This is a genomic window from Acinetobacter sp. V102_4 (genome assembly GCF_031799005.1).
GTDB lineage: Bacteria > Pseudomonadota > Gammaproteobacteria > Pseudomonadales > Moraxellaceae > Acinetobacter > Acinetobacter calcoaceticus.
The window spans coordinates 452819-476709 of the sequence record NZ_JAVQNR010000051.1 but is presented as its reverse complement, the minus strand read 5'-3'; the positions used below and the strand labels follow the sequence as shown (position 1 = coordinate 476709).

General features: G+C 34.8%; 24 protein-coding genes and 1 tRNA gene. 9 read left to right on the top strand and 16 right to left on the bottom strand.

Annotated features, from left to right (window positions below):
- Nucleotides 1-53: 53 nt before the first annotated feature.
- From RMB13_RS18060 to RMB13_RS18050, 3 genes are read left to right on the top strand one after another with little or no spacing between them, the layout of a single operon-like run.
- On the top strand, nucleotides 54-896 hold the full coding sequence (locus tag RMB13_RS18060) for an amino acid ABC transporter permease (protein WP_004642555.1): 843 nt from the start codon (nucleotides 54-56) through the stop codon (nucleotides 894-896).
- 2 nt (nucleotides 897-898) lie between these two features.
- Nucleotides 899-1576 (top strand): amino acid ABC transporter permease, encoded by a 678-nt coding sequence (locus RMB13_RS18055; RefSeq protein WP_003651346.1) that lies wholly within the window; start codon nucleotides 899-901, stop codon nucleotides 1574-1576.
- Nucleotides 1577-1589: 13 nt separating this feature from the next.
- Nucleotides 1590-2333 (top strand): amino acid ABC transporter ATP-binding protein, encoded by a 744-nt coding sequence (locus tag RMB13_RS18050; protein WP_281833408.1) that lies wholly within the window; start codon nucleotides 1590-1592, stop codon nucleotides 2331-2333.
- A gap of 52 nt (nucleotides 2334-2385) precedes the next feature.
- Here the strand turns inward: RMB13_RS18050 and RMB13_RS18045 are convergent, their stop codons facing one another.
- On the bottom strand, nucleotides 2386-3699 hold the full coding sequence (locus RMB13_RS18045) for a DcaP family trimeric outer membrane transporter (RefSeq protein ID WP_311085962.1): 1314 nt from the start codon (nucleotides 3697-3699) through the stop codon (nucleotides 2386-2388).
- Nucleotides 3700-4044: 345 nt separating this feature from the next.
- On the opposite strand from RMB13_RS18045, the gene RMB13_RS18040 reads away from it, so the two are divergent.
- Entirely contained in the window at nucleotides 4045-4515 is a 471-nt protein-coding gene (locus tag RMB13_RS18040; protein WP_004642558.1) for an Lrp/AsnC family transcriptional regulator, read from the top strand.
- Between the two features lie 43 nt (nucleotides 4516-4558).
- Here the strand turns inward: RMB13_RS18040 and RMB13_RS18035 are convergent, their stop codons facing one another.
- The 3 genes from RMB13_RS18035 to RMB13_RS18025 form a co-directional block, all read right to left on the bottom strand.
- On the bottom strand, nucleotides 4559-5308 hold the full coding sequence (locus tag RMB13_RS18035; RefSeq protein WP_005041226.1) for a YebC/PmpR family DNA-binding transcriptional regulator: 750 nt from the start codon (nucleotides 5306-5308) through the stop codon (nucleotides 4559-4561).
- A gap of 160 nt (nucleotides 5309-5468) precedes the next feature.
- Nucleotides 5469-6014 carry a 1-acyl-sn-glycerol-3-phosphate acyltransferase gene (locus RMB13_RS18030; RefSeq protein WP_005041223.1) on the bottom strand — a complete coding sequence of 182 codons (546 nt, stop codon included), beginning with the start codon at nucleotides 6012-6014 and terminating at the stop codon, nucleotides 5469-5471.
- Between the two features lie 187 nt (nucleotides 6015-6201).
- Nucleotides 6202-6774, bottom strand: a complete 573-nt coding sequence (locus RMB13_RS18025) for a TetR/AcrR family transcriptional regulator (RefSeq protein ID WP_017390518.1) — start codon at nucleotides 6772-6774, stop codon at nucleotides 6202-6204.
- A gap of 279 nt (nucleotides 6775-7053) precedes the next feature.
- On the opposite strand from RMB13_RS18025, the gene RMB13_RS18020 reads away from it, so the two are divergent.
- Nucleotides 7054-7917 (top strand): iron-containing redox enzyme family protein, encoded by an 864-nt coding sequence (locus RMB13_RS18020; protein ID WP_205469392.1) that lies wholly within the window; start codon nucleotides 7054-7056, stop codon nucleotides 7915-7917.
- Between the two features lie 186 nt (nucleotides 7918-8103).
- On the opposite strand, the gene RMB13_RS18015 is transcribed toward RMB13_RS18020, so the two are convergent.
- Together RMB13_RS18015 and RMB13_RS18010 are read right to left on the bottom strand one after the other, a co-directional pair.
- A tRNA-Ile gene (locus RMB13_RS18015) sits at nucleotides 8104-8180 on the bottom strand.
- 1267 nt (nucleotides 8181-9447) lie between these two features.
- On the bottom strand, nucleotides 9448-10332 hold the full coding sequence (locus RMB13_RS18010; RefSeq protein WP_311085961.1) for a LysR family transcriptional regulator: 885 nt from the start codon (nucleotides 10330-10332) through the stop codon (nucleotides 9448-9450).
- Between the two features lie 89 nt (nucleotides 10333-10421).
- Between RMB13_RS18010 and RMB13_RS18005 the strand changes: the two genes are divergently transcribed.
- Nucleotides 10422-10859 carry a PACE efflux transporter gene (locus tag RMB13_RS18005; RefSeq protein WP_311085960.1) on the top strand — a complete coding sequence of 146 codons (438 nt, stop codon included), beginning with the start codon at nucleotides 10422-10424 and terminating at the stop codon, nucleotides 10857-10859.
- A 58-nt stretch (nucleotides 10860-10917) separates the two neighbouring features.
- On the opposite strand, the gene RMB13_RS18000 is transcribed toward RMB13_RS18005, so the two are convergent.
- The 3 genes from RMB13_RS18000 to RMB13_RS17990 all read right to left on the bottom strand — a co-directional run bounded on the left by RMB13_RS18000 (nucleotide 10918) and on the right by RMB13_RS17990 (nucleotide 14228).
- On the bottom strand, nucleotides 10918-12333 hold the full coding sequence (locus tag RMB13_RS18000) for a cytosine permease (RefSeq protein ID WP_311085959.1): 1416 nt from the start codon (nucleotides 12331-12333) through the stop codon (nucleotides 10918-10920).
- Between the two features lie 246 nt (nucleotides 12334-12579).
- On the bottom strand, nucleotides 12580-13044 hold the full coding sequence (locus RMB13_RS17995) for a hypothetical protein (RefSeq protein ID WP_311085958.1): 465 nt from the start codon (nucleotides 13042-13044) through the stop codon (nucleotides 12580-12582).
- Between the two features lie 254 nt (nucleotides 13045-13298).
- A complete protein-coding gene (locus RMB13_RS17990; protein ID WP_004642568.1) occupies nucleotides 13299-14228 on the bottom strand; it encodes a DMT family transporter in 930 nt (309 codons plus the stop codon).
- Nucleotides 14229-14322: 94 nt separating this feature from the next.
- On the opposite strand from RMB13_RS17990, the gene RMB13_RS17985 reads away from it, so the two are divergent.
- Nucleotides 14323-15174: a LysR family transcriptional regulator gene (locus tag RMB13_RS17985; protein WP_311085957.1), complete on the top strand. Its 852-nt coding sequence runs from the start codon at nucleotides 14323-14325 to the stop codon at nucleotides 15172-15174.
- Nucleotides 15175-15265: 91 nt separating this feature from the next.
- On the opposite strand, the gene RMB13_RS17980 is transcribed toward RMB13_RS17985, so the two are convergent.
- The 7 genes from RMB13_RS17980 to RMB13_RS17950 all read right to left on the bottom strand — a co-directional run bounded on the left by RMB13_RS17980 (nucleotide 15266) and on the right by RMB13_RS17950 (nucleotide 22823).
- On the bottom strand, nucleotides 15266-15892 hold the full coding sequence (locus RMB13_RS17980; RefSeq protein WP_080026919.1) for a sterol desaturase family protein: 627 nt from the start codon (nucleotides 15890-15892) through the stop codon (nucleotides 15266-15268).
- 97 nt (nucleotides 15893-15989) lie between these two features.
- A complete protein-coding gene (locus RMB13_RS17975; protein ID WP_311085956.1) occupies nucleotides 15990-16994 on the bottom strand; it encodes an AraC family transcriptional regulator ligand-binding domain-containing protein in 1005 nt (334 codons plus the stop codon).
- An 84-nt stretch (nucleotides 16995-17078) separates the two neighbouring features.
- On the bottom strand, nucleotides 17079-17258 hold the full coding sequence (locus RMB13_RS17970; RefSeq protein WP_017390526.1) for a hypothetical protein: 180 nt from the start codon (nucleotides 17256-17258) through the stop codon (nucleotides 17079-17081).
- Nucleotides 17259-17819: 561 nt separating this feature from the next.
- Nucleotides 17820-18839: a fimbrial protein gene (locus RMB13_RS17965; protein ID WP_281833429.1), complete on the bottom strand. Its 1020-nt coding sequence runs from the start codon at nucleotides 18837-18839 to the stop codon at nucleotides 17820-17822.
- A complete protein-coding gene (locus RMB13_RS17960) occupies nucleotides 18836-21292 on the bottom strand; it encodes a fimbria/pilus outer membrane usher protein (RefSeq protein ID WP_311086027.1) in 2457 nt (818 codons plus the stop codon). The genes RMB13_RS17965 and RMB13_RS17960 overlap by 4 nt, the downstream gene beginning before the upstream one ends.
- 140 nt (nucleotides 21293-21432) lie before the next feature.
- The gene (locus RMB13_RS17955; RefSeq protein ID WP_311085955.1) at nucleotides 21433-22176 is read right to left on the bottom strand and encodes a fimbria/pilus periplasmic chaperone; all 744 of its coding nucleotides are present in this window, start codon (nucleotides 22174-22176) and stop codon (nucleotides 21433-21435) included.
- A gap of 74 nt (nucleotides 22177-22250) precedes the next feature.
- On the bottom strand, nucleotides 22251-22823 hold the full coding sequence (locus RMB13_RS17950; RefSeq protein ID WP_311085954.1) for a fimbrial protein: 573 nt from the start codon (nucleotides 22821-22823) through the stop codon (nucleotides 22251-22253).
- Between the two features lie 409 nt (nucleotides 22824-23232).
- Here RMB13_RS17950 and RMB13_RS17945 point away from each other — a divergent pair, with 409 nt between their 5' ends.
- Nucleotides 23233-23583, top strand: coding sequence for a hypothetical protein (locus RMB13_RS17945; RefSeq protein ID WP_003651376.1), 351 nt, complete (start codon nucleotides 23233-23235; stop codon nucleotides 23581-23583).
- A 63-nt stretch (nucleotides 23584-23646) separates the two neighbouring features.
- Nucleotides 23647-23859, top strand: a complete 213-nt coding sequence (locus RMB13_RS17940) for a hypothetical protein (protein ID WP_311085953.1) — start codon at nucleotides 23647-23649, stop codon at nucleotides 23857-23859.
- The last annotated feature ends 32 nt before the right edge of the window (nucleotides 23860-23891 follow it).

Sequence of the window (23891 nt, the reverse complement as noted above, 5' to 3'; positions counted from 1 at the left end):
CTCACTTGCTTAAGCGGTCTATTTTCCTAAAGATATTCATTTAAGGGGCAAACATGTCAGTCGGCTCGCTAAACTGGACTATATTCTGTGCGGAGTCTAATGAATATGGTGTCGATAAAGCCGCATGGGCAGAATCAGTCTGTAGAGTAATTGGTAGCTCAAGCTACAATGCTCATGCTGAAGCGCCCACATGGTTACAAATGTTAGGTTCAGGCGTCTTTACTATGGTTTGGACAGCTGTTATAGCCTTTCTTATCGCATTTTTATTAGGTTCTCTCCTAGGGGTAATTCGTACATTACCCAACAAACCTCTCGCATTTATTGGCAATTGTTACGTTGAAATTTTCCGTAATATTCCACTTATTGTGCAGCTATTCTTCTGGGCATTTGTTTTTCCGGAATTTTTACCGGATAGCATAAGTGCAGGCAGTGGAGATGTTGTTGCTGGTGGATGGTGGAAAAATCTTTTAAATCAGCAACCTGCGGTTATTGGTGTTTTTGCATTAGGTCTCTACACAGCTGCGCGTGTATCTGAGCACATACGTGCTGGTATTAATACTGTTTCAACAGGACAAAAATTTGCTGCTTCCGCAGTAGGTTTTACCACTGCACAAAGCTATCGTTATGTCATTTTACCTGTTGCATATCGTACTGTGTGGCCCACGATTACTTCTGAAGCAATGAACGTTTTCAAAAACTCAGCTGTTTTATATGCATTAAGTGTTTTGAACTTCTTCGCTTATACAAAAACCATGCGGGAAGAAACTTCTCAGGACATCATCATTCTTATTCTCTCTACACCTGTTTATTTGATTATCACTTATAGCATTAAGTTTGTGATGGCATGGATTGAGAAACGAATGGCTGTACCTGGCTTAGGTTCAGGAGGGAAGTAATTATGGATTTTTCTTTATTACAAAATCCTGACGTGATCGCGGCACTCAAAGAAGGTTTCATTTTTACCCTTACCGTGACTGTATTGGCGATGCTGGGTGGTATCCTGATCGGAACTCCATTGGCAATGATGCGTTTATCAAGCAATGCCATCGCAAGTAATTTCGCAAAATTTTACGTCGATCTGTTTCGTGGTATTCCATTGATTCAGGTAATCTTTATTTTCTACTTTTTGTTGCCAAAAATATTTGAGTTTCAATCTGATACATATTGGGGACCGTTGTTTTCGAGTGTTGTGACTTTTGCTATTTTTGAGGCTGCATTTTTCTCGGAAATTGTACGTTCCGGAATTCAGTCTATTTCAAGAGGTCAGGTAAATGCAGGTTACGCGCTAGGTTTTACGTATGGTCAATCAATGCGCTACGTGGTTTTACCTCAAGCTTTTCGTAACATGCTCCCAGTATTGTTAACTCAAACAATTATTTTATTTCAGGATATCTCATTAGTGTATGTGATTAGTGCGCCAGACTTTTTAGGTCGTGCAGATACCTTGGCTAATACTTATGGTCCTGAAACGAAAGCAACATTCTATTTAATCGTCGCTGTAGTGTACTTCTGTAGTTCGTTTGTGCTGTCGCAATTAGTCAAACGCTTACAGCAAAAAATTGCCATCATTCGCTAATTGGAGATTTTAAATGCCAATGATAGACATCCAACATATCTCTAAATGGTATGGTGATTTTCAGGTTTTAACAGATTGCACGACGAGTATTGAAAAAGGTGATGTCGTTGTTGTTTGCGGACCATCTGGTTCAGGAAAATCAACACTCATTAAAACAGTAAATGCGTTAGAACCATTTCAACAAGGTGACATTATTGTTGATGGAGTTTCTCTGAAAGATTCAAAAACGGATCTTGCTAAATTCCGTTCACGGGTGGGAATGGTCTTTCAGCACTTTGAACTTTTCCCGCACATGACTGTTTTGGAAAATTTAACAATTGCTCAAGTTAAAGTGTTAAAGCGTTCAGTTGCCGATGCTCGTGAAAAAGGTCTGAAATATTTAGAGCGTGTAGGTTTGCTTGCGCATAAAGATAAATTTCCGGGCCAATTGTCTGGTGGACAACAGCAACGTGTAGCGATTGCGCGTGGCTTGTCCATGGACCCAATCTGTATGTTGTTTGATGAACCAACTTCTGCACTTGACCCTGAAATGGTCGGTGAAGTACTTGAAGTGATGGTACAACTTGCACATGAAGGTATGACCATGATGTGTGTTACACATGAAATGGGTTTTGCTAAAAGAGTATCTAACCGTTTAATTTTTATGGATGAAGGTAAGATTTTAGAAGACTGCCCAACGCATGAATTTTTTGATAATTTAGATGCTCGCCACGAACGTGCGAAGCTTTTCTTAGAAAAAATTCAAGCCATGCATTAATACCGCTAATAAAAAAGAGCCTTTTGAAAGGCTCTTTTTTTACATCCAATTTTTAGAAACTATATTTTGCTAATAAATTAATACGAGAGTAATCACCCTTATCGCCTGCGAAAGTTTCTCGTTGGCCATAAGTATATTCTGCACCTAAATCAATACTTTTAACTGGATTCCAGATTAAATTGACCAAGGCATTATAAATTTCTTTGTTATAACTGGTACTGGTTAAATTGCTATTTGCGTAAATGCTATCATCTTTATATTGAATACCGCCTATTGCAAAAGTAGAGCGGAGGATAGGGCTCCATTTTCGTTGATAGCCAATAACGGCACTATCAAATTCACCTAAATTAATATCTTGTGTTGTTGTGTCATAGGCATAAGCAGAATTGCTATAAGATAAATAGCGGCCATCTCCTTTAACATGATAGTAGTTAGCAACTAAGCTATCCTGAGGAGTTAAATCATATTTACCACCAACCCCAACACCCCAACCAAATTTTTCTTCAGAAGAGCTATCTTTGGGCGCCACTCGATTTTCATGTGCAAGACCATGCAATTGTAATAGGCCTTTATTATCTGCAGTTTTAAAATCATATCGTGCTGTTAAAGCAGGAAAGCGGCTTCCCCCAGCAGCATTACTCACTTTTTCAACATCACCCCCTTCTAAGGCAACTAATATTTTCTGTTGTGCATTAATTGGCTGAGTGTAACGAACCTGTACCGTACGTGTAGTGCCTGTACCAACAGCTCCAGTGAAATCTAGTGTTTCTGGTGAGGTATCAGTATTTACAAAAGGTGAAGTCGTTTGACCTGCTAACCATTTACCTAAAGACATGTAGGCATGGCGAACACGGAAGGTTCCATTGCCATTATCACCATTTCCACCCATGAAATCGGCTTCAATTTTACCCGTTAAATCTCCGTATTGAGTAGGCCGAGTAATATCTAGACCAATTCGTGAGGTCGCAGCAGATACATTTAACGAATCTTGTCTTGGATCATCTTTATTTAAAGGGTAGTTGGCTGCATTTGAAATGCTTCCATTTGAACCTTTAAAGTCGTAGGTAGCATCTACTCGGACATTACCATAAAGTTTAACTTGGGTTTGCCCATCAGCCATTGCCATCCAACCCGGTTTTGATACAGGAGAGGTAGAAGCAGCAGGTGTTGCGGGAGGTGCTGGTGGAGTACTGACTGACAAAGCTGTTTTTTGTTGATCAGATAGTTTCTGGACGAGTTGTTTTAAATCATTTACTTCATTACGCAACGCATTAACTTCAGCATCTGTAGCTGCATGCACAGGCATTGTCACGCTAATTACACCTAAAGAACTCATTGCTAGCACTAGTGTTTTGATCTTATTCACAGGCATTCCCCGACATGGATAAAAATTTTCCTGTAAATACATAACAATAATAATGCCAACTTTAAGAATTTAGAAAAATAGTCAAATTTCTATTCTTATCATTGCTTTATGTCAAAATAGAAGTGTAAATAGGACCTTTAATTAAAAAAAATAAATGAGAGCATGAAATTGACTCTCTAAAATGAGTCATATGCTCCACTATTTGCACGGTTAAAATGCATAACTGCAATAAAATATGTAAAAGAAATAAATGTTTTAGCTATTTTTAAACCTTCGTATTTTTCAATGCGTGGGAGTTGTATAGGGTATACTGTCCTCATTGTAAAATTCTGGCTGGAGATAGGAATGGAGTTAGATCGTTTTGATAAACAAATTCTAGAAATTTTGTCTCATGAAGACTTAAATTTGAATGAACTTTCAGAACGGATCAATCTGTCAGTCAGTTCTGTGCATCGCCGGATTAAGCACCTGATTGAAGCCAACGTTATGGGTCAGCTCAAAAGGGAAATTAATTTTAGTAAACTTGGCTTTACCTTGCACATCTTATTGCAAGTTTCATTGAGTAAGCATGACACTGAAACATTTGACAAGTTTCTTTCCGAAATAGAAGCAATTCCAGAAGTGACCAATGCATTTTTAGTGACAGGGCAAAGTGCCGATTTTATTTTGGAACTTGTAGCACGCAACATGGATGACTACAGCGAAATTTTATTAAGACGTATTGGAAAAATTGACAATGTGGTTGCTTTGCATTCCAGCTTTGTTATTAAAAAATATAATGTTTTTAACTGCTATAACTTACTAAATAAACTATAAAAAAACGCACCCAATGGTGCGTTTTTTAATTCAAATGTTTGATTTAGGCATCAAGTTGAGCCAAAACCTCATCTGTAAACTCAACGTTGGTATAAACGTTTTGCACATCATCGAGATCTTCAAACATATCAATCATTTTAAGAATTTGTTTTGCTTGGTCGACATCAGTAATTTCAGCTTTGGTTGATGGACTCATAACCACTTCTGCATTGTCAGATTTTAAACCAGCAGCAGTCAGAGCATCTTGAACTTCACCAAAAGTTTCTGGTGAAGTGATTACCAAAATTTCATCTTCTGAAACTTCAATATCTTCAGCGCCAGCTTCTAAAGCAACTTCCATGATTTTGTCTTCTAAAGAAATATCTTCAAAAGTAATTTCACCACGTTTAGTAAATAGATAAGCTACAGAACCCGCAGTTCCTAGGTTACCATTTGTTTTACTAAAACAGTGACGTACATCTGGTACTGTACGGTTCAAGTTATCTGTCATTGTTTCAACAAGAACAGCAACACCGCCAACACCATAACCTTCGTAAGTTACTTCTTTTAAATCATCATTATCTTCACCACCGGCACCACGTTGGATTGCACGGTTGATGGTGTCACGTGTCATATTAACTGAAAGAGCTTTTTCAACTACTGCACGCAGACGAGGGTTGCTAGCAGCATCTCCACCGCCAAGTCTGGCAGCAGTCACAATTTCACGAATATATTTAGTAAAAACTTTACCGCGACTTGCATCTTGTTTCGCTTTACGATGCTTAATATTGGCCCATTTAGAATGACCCGCCATGGACGTGAACTCCAAAAAAGAAAATGCAAAAGTGCTGGAATATTAGCATAGGCTTGGTTTTGTTGAAAACTGTTGCCCTGCGTTTTGTTAGCCGATTGAATAAGAATAATAAGCTTAAGGCCTAATGAGTGAGATTAGGCCGAATCAAGTCCAATTTGATTTAGCTAATTTTGATGTCTATGTCAAACTGTGCATATAGCTCTTTAATCGTTTCCAAATCTTTTTGTAAGTCTGTTGGGTAAATTTTGCCTAGAATTCCGCCTTGTTTGCTTCGGGCGTTGGCATACATAAGTACAATAGGAACATTGGCTGCTTTTGCAATATGCCAAAAACCTGTACGGATAGGTTTACGTTCAGAGCCATCTTTGGCACGAGTAGCTTCAGGAGCAATCACCAAGTTAAAAGTTTCATGAGTTTGAAATTGTTCAACCATTTGAGAAACAATATCTTTACTCGCTTTGCGGTCAACGGGAATGCCACCAAGTTTTTCTAGAATTGGCTTAAGGGGACCCTTAAAAAGTTCTTTCTTTATTAAAGTATGAATCTTAATGTCTAAAATTTGAAAGAGGGCAATAGATAGCACTGCATCTAGATTAGAGGTATGTTCAAAGCCAATAATAACTTGTTTTTTCTCAAGAATTTCTGGATCTACATTATAGGTCCAGCCAGCAGCTTTAAAGATAGAGTTACCTAGAAATTTTTTCATAGATCAGTGCAAGGTGATAAATTTTCAGGATTCTAATATGAGTTTGTAAAAAAGCCTAGAAAAATTATGAAAGCTAAAGTAGCGCATTCAAAATTAAGATTATCTAAGCTATAAAAGATTTAAAATGTTTATTTATTTTTCTTTTAAACTTAATATTAAAAATAATAAACTTAGATAATTTTAAAATTTAAGATACCTGCTGAGGTATCTCTTCATTAATCAAATATTCAATATATTGCCAAATTTTTTCAGAGTTAATAAGCGTTTTATCTGTTGTTCCATCAATAATCATCCCATCAATAATAGAAATAATGATGTGAGTAAGTGGAGTAGGGTTTTCTATCCCTAATCGAGTAAGTTGTTCTTGTAATAAATGAGTCAACCACTTCGTATATTCATAAAATGGTTCACGAATTGAAGTATATTGTTTAGACACTTCAATAAATGCTTTTTTAAATAAACATCCATTAAATGTTTCACTATTGATCCATTCAATATACCAATTAAAAATAATATGAATTTTCTCAAGTGGGTTAGCATCTTGATGTAAACTTAGTTGTTCATTAATTGAGTTTTGAATATTTAAATTTCGATGTTGCAAACACTCCATAATTAAATTTTCTTTCGAAGGAAAATATTTATAAAATGTCATCTTTGCAACGTTAGATTCAGCAATAATACGGTCAACACCAGTAGCATTGTAACCAATCTGATTAAATAAATTTAAAGCAGTATTTATAATATCTTCTTTTTTTGACATTACTATTCCATATAGTTAGCACTAATTATAACGTAATCTAAAAAATTAAAATTTTAATATGAATTATCATAATAAAAAAAGGGATTAGATACAAGTTTATATTGTGATAATGATTATCATTAACTAAGTTTTTTTAAAATTTTCTATTTGATTTCGTATGATTTTAATTCTAATATTGATTGATAAAGGAACATATTTAAATATTAATTTAAGTCATTGTTTTTATAATAAAAGATGTAAAAAATCGATCAGGCTTCAATAAGTTTAATGAGAGTGGATATGCCTAAGAAATTTGAGAATTTTAATAATCCTAGAAAGAAAGCACTCGCAGGGATGAAGCAAAGCATTTCAGCCGAACTATGGAAAAAAAATTCAGACTTTTTGATCCGTTTAAGAGCAAAAATTGCTAACCATGCCGTCTCAAATCATCCAGCAATTAATATTTTAAATGACGGAAAAATTAATAAAGAAAATTTAAAAAAAATTCACTTAGAATATCGTCATGCAATTGTGCAAACTTTTACTGATGCACTGCTTATGGCCCAATTTCAAACTAAACAATTAGAGCCAAGATTGCATGCTGGCGCAAAAATGTTTCCACGTTTTCTTTTAAGCCTAAATATTTTTGATGAGTTTGGATTTCGACCCGGTTTAGATAAAGATGGTTATTATCAGGGAAATCCAGAATATGCTCACTATCCTTTATTTGAAGATGTATTAAATGATTTCGGTATTACGGAAGAAGATCGTCTGACTTATCAACCCAGTGACATTGCAGATCAAGTTAGAGTATTTTTAGAAAATGCTTATCATGACTATAAAGCTGTTTCAGCCTTATTAGCAGTCGCGGAAGAAGAGGTTATCCTTTACAGTCCACCTTTACGTAAAGCAACTAAAGCCGTCGGTTTGGAGGTGGAGGGTGGTGGTTATTATCATGTACATGGTATTTCTGAGGATGAGAGTGCCGAAGCCGCGGATGATGATCATGAAGAAGACTTATGGTATGTCTTGATGCAAGCTTGTACAGAAGAAGATTATAACTATATTGAAAAGATATGCTTAGAGTATTGTGATTTATGGGAAAAGTTCTGGGATACTCAATTAGAACATTCGGAACCTATGCGGAAACAAATCTTAGCCTAATAGATGAAGCAGAAATATTCAGTGCACAAAGAAAATTTATTTTAAAAAAGCTGAAGTTTGGGAATAAAAATAAATTTTAAAATTTGATAATTAAATTTTAAGTATTGTTTATAACGGTGAACCAAATTCTATTTGAATACATATTAAAAACCCCCATAAACTTTTTAGTTTATGGGGTTTGGTATTTGGTGGGCCCACACAGACTTGAACTGTGGACCAACGGATTATGAGTCCGCTGCTCTAACCAACTGAGCTATAGGCCCTATAAGCAAGAAAAGCTTTTAATCTCAAGGCTTTTCAGTGCGTGCAATACTAATCAATTTTTTAATTAAACACAAGTCATTTTCTAAAGTTGGCGCATAGTAGCCCAAAAAATATTGTGTTGTTTTGGTTAAATATTACAAGCGATAGTGATTCTAGCGTATGAGGACTTCGCGAGTAAAGTGAACTAAGTTATTTATCGATCAATTAGAACTTATTCCAGCCAGCAACTTATTGTGGTAGAGGCTTAATTATCTTTTCGATTCGAATTATTAATTCTTTTTAAATATATATTGTTTGAAATACAACCAATTTGTGGGAGGTTATTTGAATAATGCTGACAAGATTAGGTTAGATAAGTTTACCGAAAAATAGTAGAGTACAAGCAGATTTGTGCATGTATGTATCGTGTGCAATTTATAAATTTTCGATCGAAAATTATTTTAATAAAACTATGAGAATGTTTAGAATAAAACTAATTCATAAAATTATATTTATAGAGTCAATCACTTCTTATCCTAGTCAAGTTTACATCTTACTAATGGTAATTATTCTTTGGATTTTGCTGAAAAACTGTAATAAATATATTGATGATGAGTAAATTTTCTTCTAAGTAATCTAAGTCAGGATACATAATTAATATTTAAAAAGTTAAGAATAAAAAATGATAATATTTATAGGATTAATTTTTTAGAACTTGTAAAGGACTTGTCCTTTGATTTTTGTAAGTCTGGATATAATCGAAAAATTACTTATAAAATATTGAGAGTCAAAGTATTTCAAAATAAATAAGCTAATATAAGATGGATATAGCTTTAAAGATGAAAAGAGAAAAGAGATGAATAAAGGCCAGCTTATTTTTAAAATTAAGCAATTTATCTCATTTTATTAAAAAAAATAGAACTTTTAAGTGGAAAAGTTGGAAATTTTTATCATTGAAATTTCTTTCTTTTTCTAATGTGTTTTCTATATAAAACTTAAAGTGTGACTGCTTTCACGTGGAATACAAATGATTGTATTTTATTGATTTTATTCTTGACTAAAATGCTAGGTTTTAATAAAGTATAAATGTATTTTTCCAAAATAAAAAACTATTGCTTAGTCCTGAAATACAGTAAGAAGCCTGCTTTTTAAGTAGGCTTCTTGCTTTGTATAATATTTATGGAAATAGGGGTTGAACAATAAGCTAAATTTTTAAAGCAAGTATATTTAATCTGAAGTAAAACTATAAAAGAGATTAGATGTACTCAGAACTAAAGTATAAAAAAATTATAAATTTTCTTGAATAATTTGGATGAGTTCTCGAGCCGCTTTAGATAATGGGCGGTCTTGAAGCCAAATTAAGTAAATGGATAGAGGTAAATGATTTTTGGTATTTTTAAAATCTAAAAGAACTAAATGACCTTGATCGATTTTTTCTTGTACTAATGATAAAGGGAAATTTCCCCAGCCGAGTCCTGCTTCAACCATATTAATTGCTGTTTGTAGACTATTCGTTTTCCAGTACATTGCACCAATAATTGAACGAGAATCTGTCATTTCATGGTCACTACTCGCTACTACAATTTGCCTAATATTGATTAACTCTTCAATAGAAAACTGCTTTGTTTTTTCTTGTAGAAGACTATGTCTAGACGAAATAGTGGCAACTACTGTTTCAGTCATTACCAATTGCAGATTTTCACGCATTTTTATATTTAGGTCTGAACCTGCTAAGCAAAGACTAATTTCTTCCTTATAAAGTAAATTGACGATGTCATCTTGAGGGGCAGTAATAACTTCTATATTAAGTAATGGGAATTTATCGGCTAATTTTTTTATTGAATAGAATAATAATTTTGTATTTACATCAGAGACAACACCAATACGTAATTTACTTTCAAGCCCTAAAGAAAGTTCATGAGCATGAGTACTAAATAGCCTAAGCTGTTCAGAAATAATGCGAGCCTGTGGTTCTAAAGCTAATGCTGTAGAAGTTGGAATGACCTTTCGATGGGTTCGTTCAAATAAGATATAACCCAATTCTGCTTCCAAATTAGCAATGGCCATGCTGACTGCTGAGGGGACCCGATTTAGTTTACGAGCGGCCGCAGAGAAAGATCCCGTATCTAGTACGGTGATGAAGAGTTCAATATTTTCACTGTTAAAATTCATTTTGATATCAGTCAAACTGAAAGCTATTAACTTTATATATGATTTTAACTGAAATTAAAATATAAAGAATTAAGCAGAGTTTATTGATTATGCAAGGTGTAAAGCGTCGAATCGTATATGTTTCTTCTTATGAAGTGATCGGAATGATTATTTCATCAGTAGGATTAGCTATCTTGGCCGGCGATAGTGTGGAACATACTGGGCCTCTATCTGTCATGATTACGACCATCGCTGTAACTTGGAATTTTATTTACAATGTTATATATGAGAAGTGGGAAGCTAGGCAAAGCAGTAATATTCGTACAGTCAAACGTAGGGTTGGGCATGCAATTGGTTTTCAGCTTACCTTAGTTTTATTTTTGATTCCTCTTATTGCATGGTGGATGGATATTTCTCTGATTGCAGCTTTTTGGCTAGATGTAGCTTTTATTATCATTATTCCTATCTACACTTTTATATTTAATTGGAGTTTTGATAAGTTGTTTGGGCTTCCTGCTTCAGCACAGGTTAAAGCATTACAAGAATAGCTTTTTATCAATTTCAGTAAGATATCAAAGTCATACTTTGATATCTTATGTTTGGGCTTTACTTAACTTGTTCGATAGGTAACTGTTTTACAAACTTTAGTTGAGCTCTTTTAGCAAAAAAATAGTAGATCAAAGCTGTAGAGATAAGTCCCACTAGCCATGATAGATCTATGCCTCCCAACATTGCCGCGATTTGACCTGTATAGAATTTGCTATCAATAAATGGTAGTTGAATTAAAATACCTAAAAAGTAGCAAGTAATACCAATTCGATTCCAGCGACCATACTTGCCATTTGGATCATAGAGTGCATCTACATCACATTCTTCTTTGGAGATAAAGTAGTAATCAACCAGATTAATTGCGCTCCATGGAATAAAAAAAGTGAGTAAAAACAAAATAAATGCTTTAAAAGCACTTAAGAAAGTGTGCTCGCCAATAATTGCTATAAAGGTCGAAATCACAACCATAGCAAGGACAATGAGCAATCTTGTTATTTTTGAGATTTGATTTGTCGATTTGAAACTGTTCCAAACCGTAGCAACACACATAAAACTACCGTAAGCATTTAAGGTCGTCAGAGTAACTTTGCCAAAAGCAATACTAAAATATAAGAAGGTAACAACTAAGGCAATAGGGTTCATTCCAACCACATATTGAACCTCATTTCCAACAAAATTCCCGTTTGCAACCTGAGCAATCAAAACGCCTAAGCTCATAGAAATTTGTGAACCCACTAAAGAACCTAAGCCAACGGCCCAGAAAACGCGAGATGAAGACGTTTTAGTTGGAAGATAACGAGAGTAGTCTGCAACATACGGTCCAAAAGAGATTTGCCAAGAAGCAGAAAGTGAAACTGCTAACAAAAATGAAGACCAACTGAAATGACGTACTGCTAAGAGTTCGGAGAAATCAGAAAGAGCTAAAATTTGAGTTAGAATAATAACAAAAGCAATCAAGCCAATAATACTGGCTACTTTGCCTACCACATGAATTAAACGATATCCAATCGTTGCAAATAAGATAATAAAGCAGGCATAAATTAAGATGCCAGTTGTATTGCTGACATGTGCTAGATGTGCAATAGCTTTACCCGCGAGTACCTCACCAGTTGCAGTAAACCCCAGATACATGAGACAGACGAGTATGATTGGAATACACGCACCATATACCCCAAATTGAACACGACTTGAAATCATTTGTGGAAGGCCAAGTTTTGGACCTTGAGCAGCGTGTAGAGCCATGACAGCAGCACCAAAACACTGTCCCACAAATAAACCAATAATCGACCAAAAAACATCCCCGCCTAATACAACTGCTAGTGCCCCCGTCACAATGGCCGTGATTTGCAAATTGGCACCAAACCAGAGGGTGAATTGGGCAAACACTCCGCCATGTCTTTCATTCTCTGGAATAAAATCAATGCTTCGGTTTTCAATAAAACTACTATTTGGTTTCTCAGCCGATGAGTCCATTACACTCTCCTTGTCCTTTAAGAGTCCACTCTATTTTTATTAAGTCTGCATTTGTACAAACAAATACAAACATGTATATACAAGTAATTTTAAAAAGAATCAAATACTTTTTGAGGCTGTAGAACCTAAAAGTGGCTTAAATATTTCATAGATAAATAAAAAAATAATTAGACTGATATTATTTTTTAATAGATTTAAATGATATAAAAATAATATATAAAAAAGCCCTCTATTGAGGGCCTGACTTTATACATCCGTGTCTAAGATAGCTTGAAAGAAAGTTGGAAGTTCAGAAAATTGGACGAGCTTGGTTTTATCTTCTTGTTTATAATAATACTGATAGTTTGGAGCTTCTGAATGATTATCGAGATATTGAGTTGCATCGGTAAATTGTGCTTTTGCAACTGGTTTGTCTTTTTTAAATTTCACAATAATAGGATTTACTGAGTTTAATTTTACCGGTACACCATTCTCAAATTTAGCAGTTTCAATTAATAAAGAAATTTTAAAATTTCCGAATGTTACGCAACAATGACCTCCATTTTCTGTTTTAATTTCTTGATCATGAAAAAGCTCTTTAAATAAATTCTTTAAAGATTCTCTATGCTTATCTAAAGCGATCTGAAAATCATGATCTTGTTGTCCAATTTTTTCTTGCTCTTCTTGCAGCAATTGGGCTTGCTTTTCAATGGTGGTGAAATCCAGCTTCATTTTAATATCTCCTTAGGTTGTTTTAAAACTATATATGGCAATCTTTTATTAAGTTTTAAAGAAACATATATTATTTGTTACAACGCAATAATTAAGATGAGCTTTTGTGATAAATAATTGAAAATGTAAAAATATATTTTTAAAAGTAAAACTTATAAAATTAAAGAATTTATTAAGTAAATATTTTTTCTATTTTTTATTTGAAAATGCTGCTACATGATAAACATATGATTTTTAATGTAGCAGCATATTTCCTATTTTGTACAATGTTTTACTATAAGTGGCGTGCCTTTAATTTTAAAAAAACCTCCGCTACTCATTACACCAAACATCACTAAAGCTGTTCCTATTAATTGCCAGATATTGAGAGACTGCCCTGTAAGTAGGGCGATGAGCATACTAAATACAGGTACAAAGTTAAAAAAGACGGAAGCACGTCCGGCTCCTAACTTTTGTATGCCATTAAACCAGAATAGATAAGCAATCATTGTAGAGCAGATAATGACATAACCCATGGCCAGATGTGCATTCACAGGCGCAGAAGTAATGGCTGTAAGAGGATCTTCAAATATCATACTTAACACGCCAAGTGTTATTGCCCCGAACATCATAGAAAAAGTCGTTGTTTCTAAAGGCGTGGCATTTTTTACATAGCGACGAGATAGAACATTTGCTAAGCAAAATCCAAAAGCCCCTAATAATATAAATAGATCTCCAATGTCTATTTTTAGGTGAAGTAAAGTTGTTATATGCCCCTGACTAATGACGAGTAACACACCACTTAAGCCGAATAAAACACCTAAAAATTTACTAGGGGTAAGTTTTTCACCGTCCAAAATAATTGTCATTAATAGAGTCATCAACGGTGTGGTTGCCATAATTAAAGCACCATTCACAGCAGATGTAGTCTGTAAGCCATAAAAACAACCTATGTTGAATCCTGCAATGCCGACAACCCCAATAATAAGATAGATAAATAAATTTTGACTTAAGGCTGCCCATCTTAGTTTGCCTGTTATTGAAAAGATCAGAAGTAAGCTTAGGCTTGCAATTGAAAACCGTTCAGATGCGGCAGATAGCGGAGGCATATGTTGAATAATATAAGACATTGCATTAAATGCTGATCCCCAAAAAAACATCGTTAATACAACACCAGCATAGGCATAAGCCACCGTTCTGTTCATCGACAGGCTCCCACTAAGAAAGGTTTTATTCTGGGCAATTATATAAAGGTGTACAATTCCGTATTAATACACTTCTAATGTGAAAATTTGCACAATGATTGATTGGGAAAATTTACATTACTTTTCAGTTTTTACCGAAGAGAAGTCACTGTCAGCTGCCGCAAGAAAGTTGGGGGTAGACCATGTAACTGTATCCAGAAGAATTGCTCAACTAGAACAAAATTTAAAACTCAAATTAGTTGATCGTAGACCACGCACATACATACTTACCCCAGATGGGGAACGTCTTGCACAAGTAGTTGCTCGTATGATGGAAGAAACATTTTCTATTGAACGTTTAACTCAGGCTGGTCAGCAAGAAGTGATGGGTAGTGTTTCTATTAGTATGCCTCCTTTAACGGCTGCGCATCTTATCATGCCTCATCTGGGAAGGTTTTATCGTCATTATCCCCAATTAAAATTACGTGTACTCGGCGACGTTCATTATGTTTCTTTGCAGCATAGTGAGGCTGATATTGCTGTACGATTTGGTCGTCCTAAAGATGAAAACTTAGTTGCTCGTAAAGTAGGCGAAATTCCTTTTGGAATATATGCTGCTCCAAATTATTTAGCTTCAACTGATTCTGAAAGTTATGAATGGATTAGCGTAGAGGTCGGGGGTGTACATGGTCAAAAACAACAGAAGTTAAAAGAAAGATTAGGCGATAAAGAACCTGTAATGGTTACAAATCATCCTGAACTTCAGTGGAGAGCAGCATGTGGCGAAGTTGGGTTAGCTGTGTTACCTGATTTTTTAGGCACACTGAGTAACTTGGTCAGATTGCAAGATGATCATCCTATGAGTGCTGAAATCTGGTTGGTAACCCATGAAGATCTACGACATAGTCCTGCAATACGTGTAGTAATGGATTTTCTGGTGAGTTGTTTCGAGTCTTTTAGAACTTAAACTTGGTTAGTTAAATGCTAACGCTTAGACGTCTGTTTAAAGAAGCTGCCATTTTTCCGCAGCTTCTTTTGAATTTAGTTAGATCAATACACTAGGTCAGACTAACTTCTATGCCTTCACGTAAATTAGATTGATCTTGACGAGAGTTTAAATCAATTTTGGCAAAAGACTTAGCAAGTAAACGTCTAGCAGCTGAATTAATAGGTTTTTCTACCCATTTAGGTAATTTTATCCCTAAAGGATTAGTTTCGGTTTTAGATACTTCGGTGGTTACTCTTGTTCCCATAATATAGTCAAACCAAGGTCTGGTAACGCACCAATTAGCATTCTGATTACTTGTCATATGGTGATCATAATGCCAAGGAATACGTTTTTTTGCATATTCTGGGTCTAAATGAGATTTAGCATGTACACGCCAATAATTCCATAAACCATAATAGAGTCCAGCTGTAAAAAAAGGAGCTACAGGTAAAAAAATGGTAGCAGCACCTGCTAATCCAATTAAGGCTGTTTTTTCATTATAAATTTCAGCATTTTTAAGCATAGATTCGGCATAGCCTTCGTCATGGAAGCCATTTAAACGGGCACGTTTATGATGGGCGATATGGGTGAAAAATGGGCTATTACGATACTGGCTTGGAAACTCATGCAGCCAAACTTTATGAAAGTACCATTCCAAGCCATTTGCTACAAAAACACCTACAGGGAATCCAAGCATATGTGTCACTTCTTCTTAATTGCAATTTAAAGCCATTTTAAAAGAAGAATGTTTTATCCCTTTGACCTAATAGGCAGTAGACCAATTGCCTTTAGAATCAATTTGATTGTTTTTGTTTACGTTGTCGATAAGCACTTGGAGTTTCATTGGTCCATCGTTTGAATGCACGTGTGAACGCAGAGGGCTCTGAAAAACCGGTTAAATAAACAATTTGATCAATAGTTTCTTGTGTATTAGCAAGCAAACGTCTGGCAAGTTTTTCTCGATGTTGATTTAGAATCTTTTCATAATTTGTATTAATAGCTTGTAAATCAGCGCGAAGAGTACGAGGGTTGCGGTTTAATCGTTCTGCAATCAATTTTTGATCAAATTTCCTAGATTCAAGTAATCCATTACTAAGTAAACGTTCAATTGCATGAATCAGTTGATGCTTTTCTAATGTTAATAACTGCTGTTCCGCAAGAGTTTCATGGATTTTTAATAATTCTGGCTCAGCAGCTGGCGAGGTCTTATTTAATAGTACACTAGGAAAAACTATAGCACCTTTTGTTTGGCCTAAAATGACGGGGCATTCCCACATCTCTTGATAAGTTTCAGCCGAGGCACCTTGTTGATAAGGTAGAGTAATATGACTAGGTCTGAACTCATTATTAGTAATATATTTAAAAAAATTAAGAAAAACACCAATTCCACATTCTAGATAATGCCTTACGGGGTGCTCAAAACCCGATAATATTGCTTGATCTTCATTAATGGTTAAGGAAAGGCTAAATACATCTGTAAGTAGGGCTTGATATCTTATAGTACGTTGTAATCCTTCACAAAATGTAGAGCTGCTCAAAAATAAATATTCAATGACCAAACCTCGGAAAGGGGGCATTTGCTTACCTACATGTAAGCCAATATCAGGATATTGGCTAATTTCTTCAGCGGCTGTCCAAAACCGTTGTTGGGTAGAATTATCTCTACGAATATTTTTATCGGGTGGTTGATTGGGCAAATTTACACTTGCAAAAATAGATGCTGCATCTAAGCCCATCTTTTGCATAGTCTGGTAAGTCATCCATAAAAAAATTCCAGCGTCTGAAGAATTTTTAGACATGATTTGATGACAACCCTATAAACTATAGCGCATATTCAATCATGATTTTATTACTGATTCTATATCTCAGAAACTTATATTAGTTTAATTATCAGGAAAGAAACCCGCATCTTCACGTGCTTGCTTTAAAGCTAAGATAAAGGAGGTTAATAAAAGCAAACCTATAAAAAAAAGAAAAAGATCGATGTTACTAATCGCAAAACCTATACTTGTAGCACCTAGACTTAGTAATAAGATACATAATATTTTCCAAAAAATGAGCATGTTACGTTCTGATAAAAAGTCTAAAACATATTATTTGCAATTGAAGGGGATTTCTAAATTTATTTATGTTTTTTTTATTATAAATTATGTAATTCTTTAAAGTTTAAATTTTTATGATTTTAGTCTAAATATTTGAAGTTAAACTAAATTTAAGTTTATCCGACTTGACGAGTGTCTTTTAATTTTTCTTAAAATTAAGTTTTTATTAATTAATAGAATGATAATTCTTTAGAAGCACTATAAAATAGCGGTTATAAATTAAATTTATTTTTTTAATTTATTTAAAACAATATGTTATGATGGTTTTTTAAATTTTTGTTAAAAAAAAGACTTGATCTTTAAGCCGAATTTTGAAATTATACCCATGCAAATTGTGATCTATTTCCCACAATTTGTATTTCAGGTTAAGTGGTTATCACTAATGCTCATTTGCTATTTTTGCTTATGAGCATTTTTTTATGTGATTTTTTAATAGAACTACAAAGTTTGAAAAAAATTAGTTTTTTGAGTTCTTTTGGTAGCATTGAGCTTATTTGTTTTTAGTAATTTTATAGAGAATAGTTAATCATATTGAATCGTCACCGTCGCTGTTGCTTTAACCTCACCTGCGGTCACATTAGTGGCAGTCTGATAGTAACGAGCAGTTAAAGGTATATCATATTCAACAGTTTGGTTGGAACTCACCATACCTATACTTAGTTTGCTTGCTTTTTGAATCGGCTGATTTGCTCCATTCATATTCCATAACAGTTCGACACCCACACCGTTGGCTTTGATTGAATTCGCGGCACTGTTGTTAATCACCTGATTATTGGAGGTATCAGAATTATAATCAAAACTTAAGCTGATCGTATTGCTCGTAGCGATACCAGAGTTGTTTTCGCCACCATTACATAAGATTGATAGATTAAAATTCTGTTCCCCTTGGGTTGACCCAATCGCTCTAAAGCCTGATTTCATCACGGTTGGAAGTTGAACTGGTGAATCTACACCATTTTGAATTTCACAAGATGAAGACGCAATAAGAATAGGGGTATTACTTAATACGGTCGTTGTTAAAAATGGGCGATTTTGTTGTCCTGATACATAATAGGTGCTGTAACGGCCTGCGACTAGTGCTCCGGAGCCTGTTGTCATGGCAGTTTTAATAACCTCCATAACAAAATACCCTGGGGAAAGCGTATATGCTTTATTTGGGGTTAATGTACGTCTATAGGGGTAATATCCTGAAAAATCTGAAGCATCGGCAGCTTCACGATAAAGACGAATACCAATACCAGGAATATTAGTCGCATAAACATTATTACCTATAGGACTAATTGGATAATTTAAGGGGAGAGCTGCAATAATTTGATCACTCGCGCGATTACAAGTTGCAGTTGAATTATTAGGAGATATTGTAAAAGTATTCTTTTGTAAGATCGTTCCTATTGGATCATTTGGTTTTACTACGATTTTACCTATATTCATTGGAATATCGACGGTAGTAAATCCTTTACTTAAATTACAATTTGCATTTGTATGGCTATAAGCAAATAGACTCGCTGCCAAAAATCCAATTTTTTTTAAAATATTATTCATTTACAGACTGCCTTTGTCATAATAATTGGTTGGTTGTTATGCTTTATTTGATCCGCTATATCGTATTCAATTTCGCATTTTTCAGTACTCGTATTTCCCCATTTCACATATAAACGGTCATGGGTTAGGGGTGTTCGTAAATAAATGCGACTGCCTTGTGCGACAATTCCTATTACTTCGTTATTCTGGTTGTATACCTGTGCGGCAAAAGGTAGATGTGAGCCATCTAATGTTGTTGTACTAATAAAAAGTGCATAACCTTTTTTTGTTGAGAATTGAACTTTAGTGATTGAACCTGCATAGGGGGCAATCCGTAAACTGCTCTCACCAAGTTCAACTTGTGTAGACATGTCTTGCGGGTCAAGACTAATGTCATTCATACGGTAAGGCGTAACATAGGGAATAACTGCATATCCCTTTTTGTTAATACTGAGCCCTGGTGTATTGCCGACTTGTGCTCCAGTAGCATCTGGTGCATAGACCAGCACCATGGTTTGAGCCTGATCTGGCCCAAACAGAATTCCTTGGGAATGTGCAACAACATTGCCACTGAAGTTAAGCATTTCTTGTTGGTATGAATCTGCGTGACTGAATGAAGCACCAAGTGTTGTATAGTTTGTTTTATAGGTACCATTAATATTCAGGTTGGTTTGACCATGGTCCTGATTAGAAATTGATGCGCCGTAGTTTAAGCGACTTCCTGTAAAGCCACTGAAGCTTAAAGTCTGGCTATCCTCACCAATAACACTATTAAAAGTTAGAGAATTTTTCTTAAAATCCAATGGAAAAGATAAAGAAGCAAGGTACTGCGTATCTTGACCTGTGCGGGTGCCGCCTTCATTAATTTCGCTGCTAATTGCGGATAAACTATAAGTTAAATCTTTAAATTGATTGCTATAACCTACTTGGAACTGTTTATTGGTCTTGGGTTGATTCCAATAGTTTGTCCATGAACCCACTAAATAAAAATTTCCCCATTGCTTTGGAAGAACTTGATTTAAAGTAATCTGGAATTCACTTTTTTGTTTTCCTACAGGAAAGCTATCAATATTTTGTTGTTGTAAATCTTGAATTAAAATTGCATCACGCAATTTGAGGTAGTTCTCTGTTGAATAGCGATAAGTAGCTAATGTTAAATTAGTATTTGTTGGAGAAAATAGTCTACTGTAACTTAAGCGATAACTTTGCCCTGTCATTTTAGATTGATGATCAAACTCAGCTTTTGATTGAGTGGCATCAAAAGAGACAGCTCCAATTGGTGTTGAAAAAGCTGTGCCTAGTAAGAAGGAGAGATACTGCTGGGTCGCTTGAACCGCACTGTAAGCTGTGAGGTAATTATTAATTCCCCGTTGATATTTACCCTGTATTAGCCATGGAGTTAGGCTAAGGTGTGAATCTCGAAACTGCCCTAAAGTAAAAGAGTATCGACTCATTTGAGGGCGTAGCATTTCGACTACAGAAGCATAGGGAATAGAGAATTTTTGAATTACTCCATTAGATTCAATTACCGAAACTTGTAGCTCGCCTCCAAACCCCGTTGGGTAAAGATCATTAATTTCAAAGTTTCCGGGTGGTACCGTTGTCTGATAAATTAAATTGCCTTGTTGCCTAACCTCGACTTTAGCATTGGTTTTTGCATAACCTCTCACTCTGGGAGCGTAACCGAGCATACTGTTTGGAAGCATTCGGTCATCACTTGAAATATTTACCCCGCGATACTGTAACGAATCGATAAAATCACTATTAGTAAAATAATCGCCTAAAGTCACAACGCCATGAATTTTCGGAAATGCTTTTTGTATATATGTATTCGTTGAAGTATAAGAAGAATTATCAGTTTGAAAATCAGTATGGTCTTGCCATTTCCATTGTCCATTATGGCGAAATTGCCAACTCGCTAAATTTGCTCCAAGATTCGTCCCCATAAAGGCATATGTACTTTCATGTTGTTCGTTAACTATCCGATAAGCAGTTGCGTTATATGTTAAAAAAGCTGCATTAATACCTCGATCCCAAAAATGTGGATCGATATAGCCCTGTGCATTTTTTTCTAATGTGGCTTGGGGGATAGAAATATCAATTCTTAAACGGGAGCTGTCAAATAAATAAAAAGCATTATCTATCCAAGTCCCTAGTGTGTCACAAGAAAGAGACGATGTATGAGAATGTTGGCTAAGCACCTCAGCTTTTACCCCATACTCTAGTAACATGGCTTCTGTGAAACAGGTTTCGGCATTTGCATTGGGAGTGTGCGCGCTAAAGCGCATACGTCGTTTACCCAGCCATTGACCATTAATATAGACATCTAAGCTATATTCACCAGCTAAGATGGGGTTTCCATATTTGAAACGACCAATATCAATTTTTTGCGCATTACCTACTAAAAAATTACTATCAAACTCTGCTTTTGAGAAACCTGAAACATCGGTACTATTTTCGGCATATGCAGCCAAAGGCATAAATACCGCAATACTTGAGGCCACATAACAAGTAAAAGGGCTTTTTAAACATATATAAGGTATAAACCATTTAGACATAGTTTTAGAGCCTATTCATGATAGGTATTTAGGTTTTCTTAAGTAATACAGTAAGGTTAGAACTTTATTGGGTGCTCAACTCTTCCACCATAATCATTGATATATACAAAGCTCATGTCTGCTAAATTTTTATTTTTTAGTTTTATCTTATCTTCGGAAAAAGGGGCAACCATTAAACCTTGTTGTAATAAGTCTATTTTATGGCCTTCACTTCCTTGAAAAATGGAGCTAATAGTCAGGAAAAAGGGTGTCGGGTTCTTTACTACTAGATATTGATCATTCATTTTCCATTGAACTTTCTCACTTAGTTGCTCAATATTCTCTTTTAGATTTATAGGGCGATAAAAAAATTTAATGCGCGAACGAACAGCAAGCTGTAAAAAATTATTAGAAATAGAAGTGTTTTGGTCTTGTTGAGTTTTCCCTTCCGGTTTAGGAGGTATATCTAAAACATTCAGCCAAAAAATAGATTCTTGTTGCTGATTTAATTGAGAAGTATTAGGTAGAGCTGTAATTCTTAAGGTCTGGCCTTTATTCGCTTCTATTCGTGAAATCGGGGGAGTAATAATGAAGGGCACATTTGCTTCATCGGGAGTCAATTTTGCATTTCCATCATCGATCCAAGCTTGAACAAGAGAGGGAGCTGTACCGTTATTACTCAGTTGCAAAGTGATCTCACGTGCATTTGAAGGATAAATGACACGAGTTCCATGTAAAACAATTTCAGTATGCCCTGTGGTAGTCAGTGCTACCTGTAGACAAACTAATCCCCAAAAAAACTTACGACCACGAAAAAGCATGAGTCATATTCTCAATAATGAATAAATAGATAGGAGATAGCTTCTATCTTTAAATAGAAGCTTCAATTTTAATTTTATTGATAAATAATGGTGTATTTTACTTGCGATGTTACCGTACCCGCAGTAGAAGCACCTGTAGCATAGTATTCGGCATAATAGTTAAGGTCAGCATCACCACCTGCCGAAACATTCACCCATTGTGAGTTGGTCTGAGCCGCATTCGTGCCTGTAGCGAGTACAGGGATTACAGCATTATTACTGCCTAGCAACTGGATATTCACGTTTGTTGCGCCGCCTGAAGTTGCTTGGTTTAATAAACGACCAGTATTAAAGTCAACGGTAGCGCCCGGTTCAAAATAGGTGGCTACTTTACCAGCCGAAGCACAGTTCGTTAAATTAATTTGAAATGGGGTGCGACCAGCTACATCACCTGCATTTTTTAAGGTTTGAGATGAAACTGTAGGCAGGTTAATTGTTAGATTTTTATCTCCAGTATCAATCATACAAGTATTATCTGTGACAAGACCATTAATGGTAATTGTGCCATCTGCAGCTTGTGCATTTGTTATATTTAAGAGAGAAACCGCCGCCATAAAAATAAATCTTTTCATAAAATCCCCAGAATAGCCTTTTAAAATAAATTCCATTACTTTTCAGCAAGTTTATTCTGCTTAAGTAAGGCGAAGGAAATATATCACTTTTCAACCAAAAAACAAGAAAAACATTATATTTATATATATTTTGATCGGTTGTTTTTATTAATAAATATTTTGGAAATATATTTTTTATCAGTTGGTAAAATAATATGTGATTCATTTTTAAAATAAAATGAAAAAACTCGTAATATTTAAGTAATTGTATTTTATTAAATTAATCTAACTTTAAAGAATTTAAGATGGAAGTTGTCTATATTTTTGATTTAACTTATTGTTTTTTAACAATAAAATTATTTTTAATTTATCTTGTGAATATATTTATTTTTTTAAGAATTTTTTAAGATTCAATTCCTACTGTTTTAGTTGTAATTTAATAAAAGATAATCTGGAGTTCCGTTCCATGAATAGTATGAAGTATAGCTATAAACCTAATTACTTTTTCTTTGCTCATAAGCTAGTTTTGTTTTTAAAGGATTATCTCATTAAGCACCCAACTGAGCAGGAGACAACATTTAACTTACAAACGATTTATGACATCTTTAGTCATGATCTTGCTTCAAGTACAACTAATCTTGAGGGTATCTTAAATATTGCAGATGAATACGTCTTTGAAACAGAAGAAGGTTTACTTCCATTGATCAGTAAACACTCTGTTAATCTCAAGAATCATGTACTTTCTTTGGAATTTTCACCACAAGCTTTGACAAGCTTATTGTCGGGTCGTTCTTTAGTGAACCCTAAAGCAGCTTAGATTCTCTTTTAAGGTAGAGTTAACTCATATAAAATTCATAAAATTTATTTTTAAGAGTTGTTTATGAGTAAAGACTTTAAGGCCTTAACTTATATTGTGGATGATAATATAGCAGATACAGTGACTTGGCTTTTACACCATCAAGATGTTCTTGATTCTTTTAATTTTGATGTATTGAGCCAAGAGTTGTCTGTAACACATGCAGCAGGGAAAGACATTATCCGAGTCGGGACATTTCTTAATGCCACTTATGGAATTTTAGTTACTTCTGTTTAAATAAAAAAGCCCTGAAGAATCAGGGCTTTTTT

Excerpts from the sequence above, each read along its gene's own strand:
- RMB13_RS18040 (WP_004642558.1), top strand. The coding sequence starts at position 4,045 with ATGGAGTTAGATCGTTTTGATAAACAAATTCTAGAAATTTTGTCTCAT.
- RMB13_RS17985 (WP_311085957.1), top strand. The coding sequence starts at position 14,323 with ATGATTGATTGGGAAAATTTACATTACTTTTCAGTTTTTACCGAAGAG.
- RMB13_RS17980 (WP_080026919.1), bottom strand. The coding sequence starts at position 15,892 with ATGCTTGGATTCCCTGTAGGTGTTTTTGTAGCAAATGGCTTGGAATGG.
- RMB13_RS17970 (WP_017390526.1), bottom strand. The coding sequence starts at position 17,258 with ATGCTCATTTTTTGGAAAATATTATGTATCTTATTACTAAGTCTAGGT.
- RMB13_RS17995 (WP_311085958.1), bottom strand. The coding sequence starts at position 13,044 with ATGAAGCTGGATTTCACCACCATTGAAAAGCAAGCCCAATTGCTGCAA.
- RMB13_RS17965 (WP_281833429.1), bottom strand. The coding sequence starts at position 18,839 with ATGAATAATATTTTAAAAAAAATTGGATTTTTGGCAGCGAGTCTATTT.
- RMB13_RS17940 (WP_311085953.1), top strand. The coding sequence starts at position 23,647 with ATGAGTAAAGACTTTAAGGCCTTAACTTATATTGTGGATGATAATATA.
- RMB13_RS18050 (WP_281833408.1), top strand. The coding sequence starts at position 1,590 with ATGCCAATGATAGACATCCAACATATCTCTAAATGGTATGGTGATTTT.
- RMB13_RS18000 (WP_311085959.1), bottom strand. The coding sequence starts at position 12,333 with ATGGACTCATCGGCTGAGAAACCAAATAGTAGTTTTATTGAAAACCGA.
- RMB13_RS18005 (WP_311085960.1), top strand. The coding sequence starts at position 10,422 with ATGCAAGGTGTAAAGCGTCGAATCGTATATGTTTCTTCTTATGAAGTG.
- RMB13_RS18020 (WP_205469392.1), top strand. The coding sequence starts at position 7,054 with ATGCCTAAGAAATTTGAGAATTTTAATAATCCTAGAAAGAAAGCACTC.
- RMB13_RS18010 (WP_311085961.1), bottom strand. The coding sequence starts at position 10,332 with ATGAATTTTAACAGTGAAAATATTGAACTCTTCATCACCGTACTAGAT.
- RMB13_RS17975 (WP_311085956.1), bottom strand. The coding sequence starts at position 16,994 with ATGTCTAAAAATTCTTCAGACGCTGGAATTTTTTTATGGATGACTTAC.
- RMB13_RS18030 (WP_005041223.1), bottom strand. The coding sequence starts at position 6,014 with ATGAAAAAATTTCTAGGTAACTCTATCTTTAAAGCTGCTGGCTGGACC.
- RMB13_RS18055 (WP_003651346.1), top strand. The coding sequence starts at position 899 with ATGGATTTTTCTTTATTACAAAATCCTGACGTGATCGCGGCACTCAAA.
- RMB13_RS18035 (WP_005041226.1), bottom strand. The coding sequence starts at position 5,308 with ATGGCGGGTCATTCTAAATGGGCCAATATTAAGCATCGTAAAGCGAAA.
- RMB13_RS18025 (WP_017390518.1), bottom strand. The coding sequence starts at position 6,774 with ATGTCAAAAAAAGAAGATATTATAAATACTGCTTTAAATTTATTTAAT.
- RMB13_RS18060 (WP_004642555.1), top strand. The coding sequence starts at position 54 with ATGTCAGTCGGCTCGCTAAACTGGACTATATTCTGTGCGGAGTCTAAT.
- RMB13_RS17955 (WP_311085955.1), bottom strand. The coding sequence starts at position 22,176 with ATGCTTTTTCGTGGTCGTAAGTTTTTTTGGGGATTAGTTTGTCTACAG.
- RMB13_RS17945 (WP_003651376.1), top strand. The coding sequence starts at position 23,233 with ATGAATAGTATGAAGTATAGCTATAAACCTAATTACTTTTTCTTTGCT.
- RMB13_RS17950 (WP_311085954.1), bottom strand. The coding sequence starts at position 22,823 with ATGGAATTTATTTTAAAAGGCTATTCTGGGGATTTTATGAAAAGATTT.
- RMB13_RS17990 (WP_004642568.1), bottom strand. The coding sequence starts at position 14,228 with ATGAACAGAACGGTGGCTTATGCCTATGCTGGTGTTGTATTAACGATG.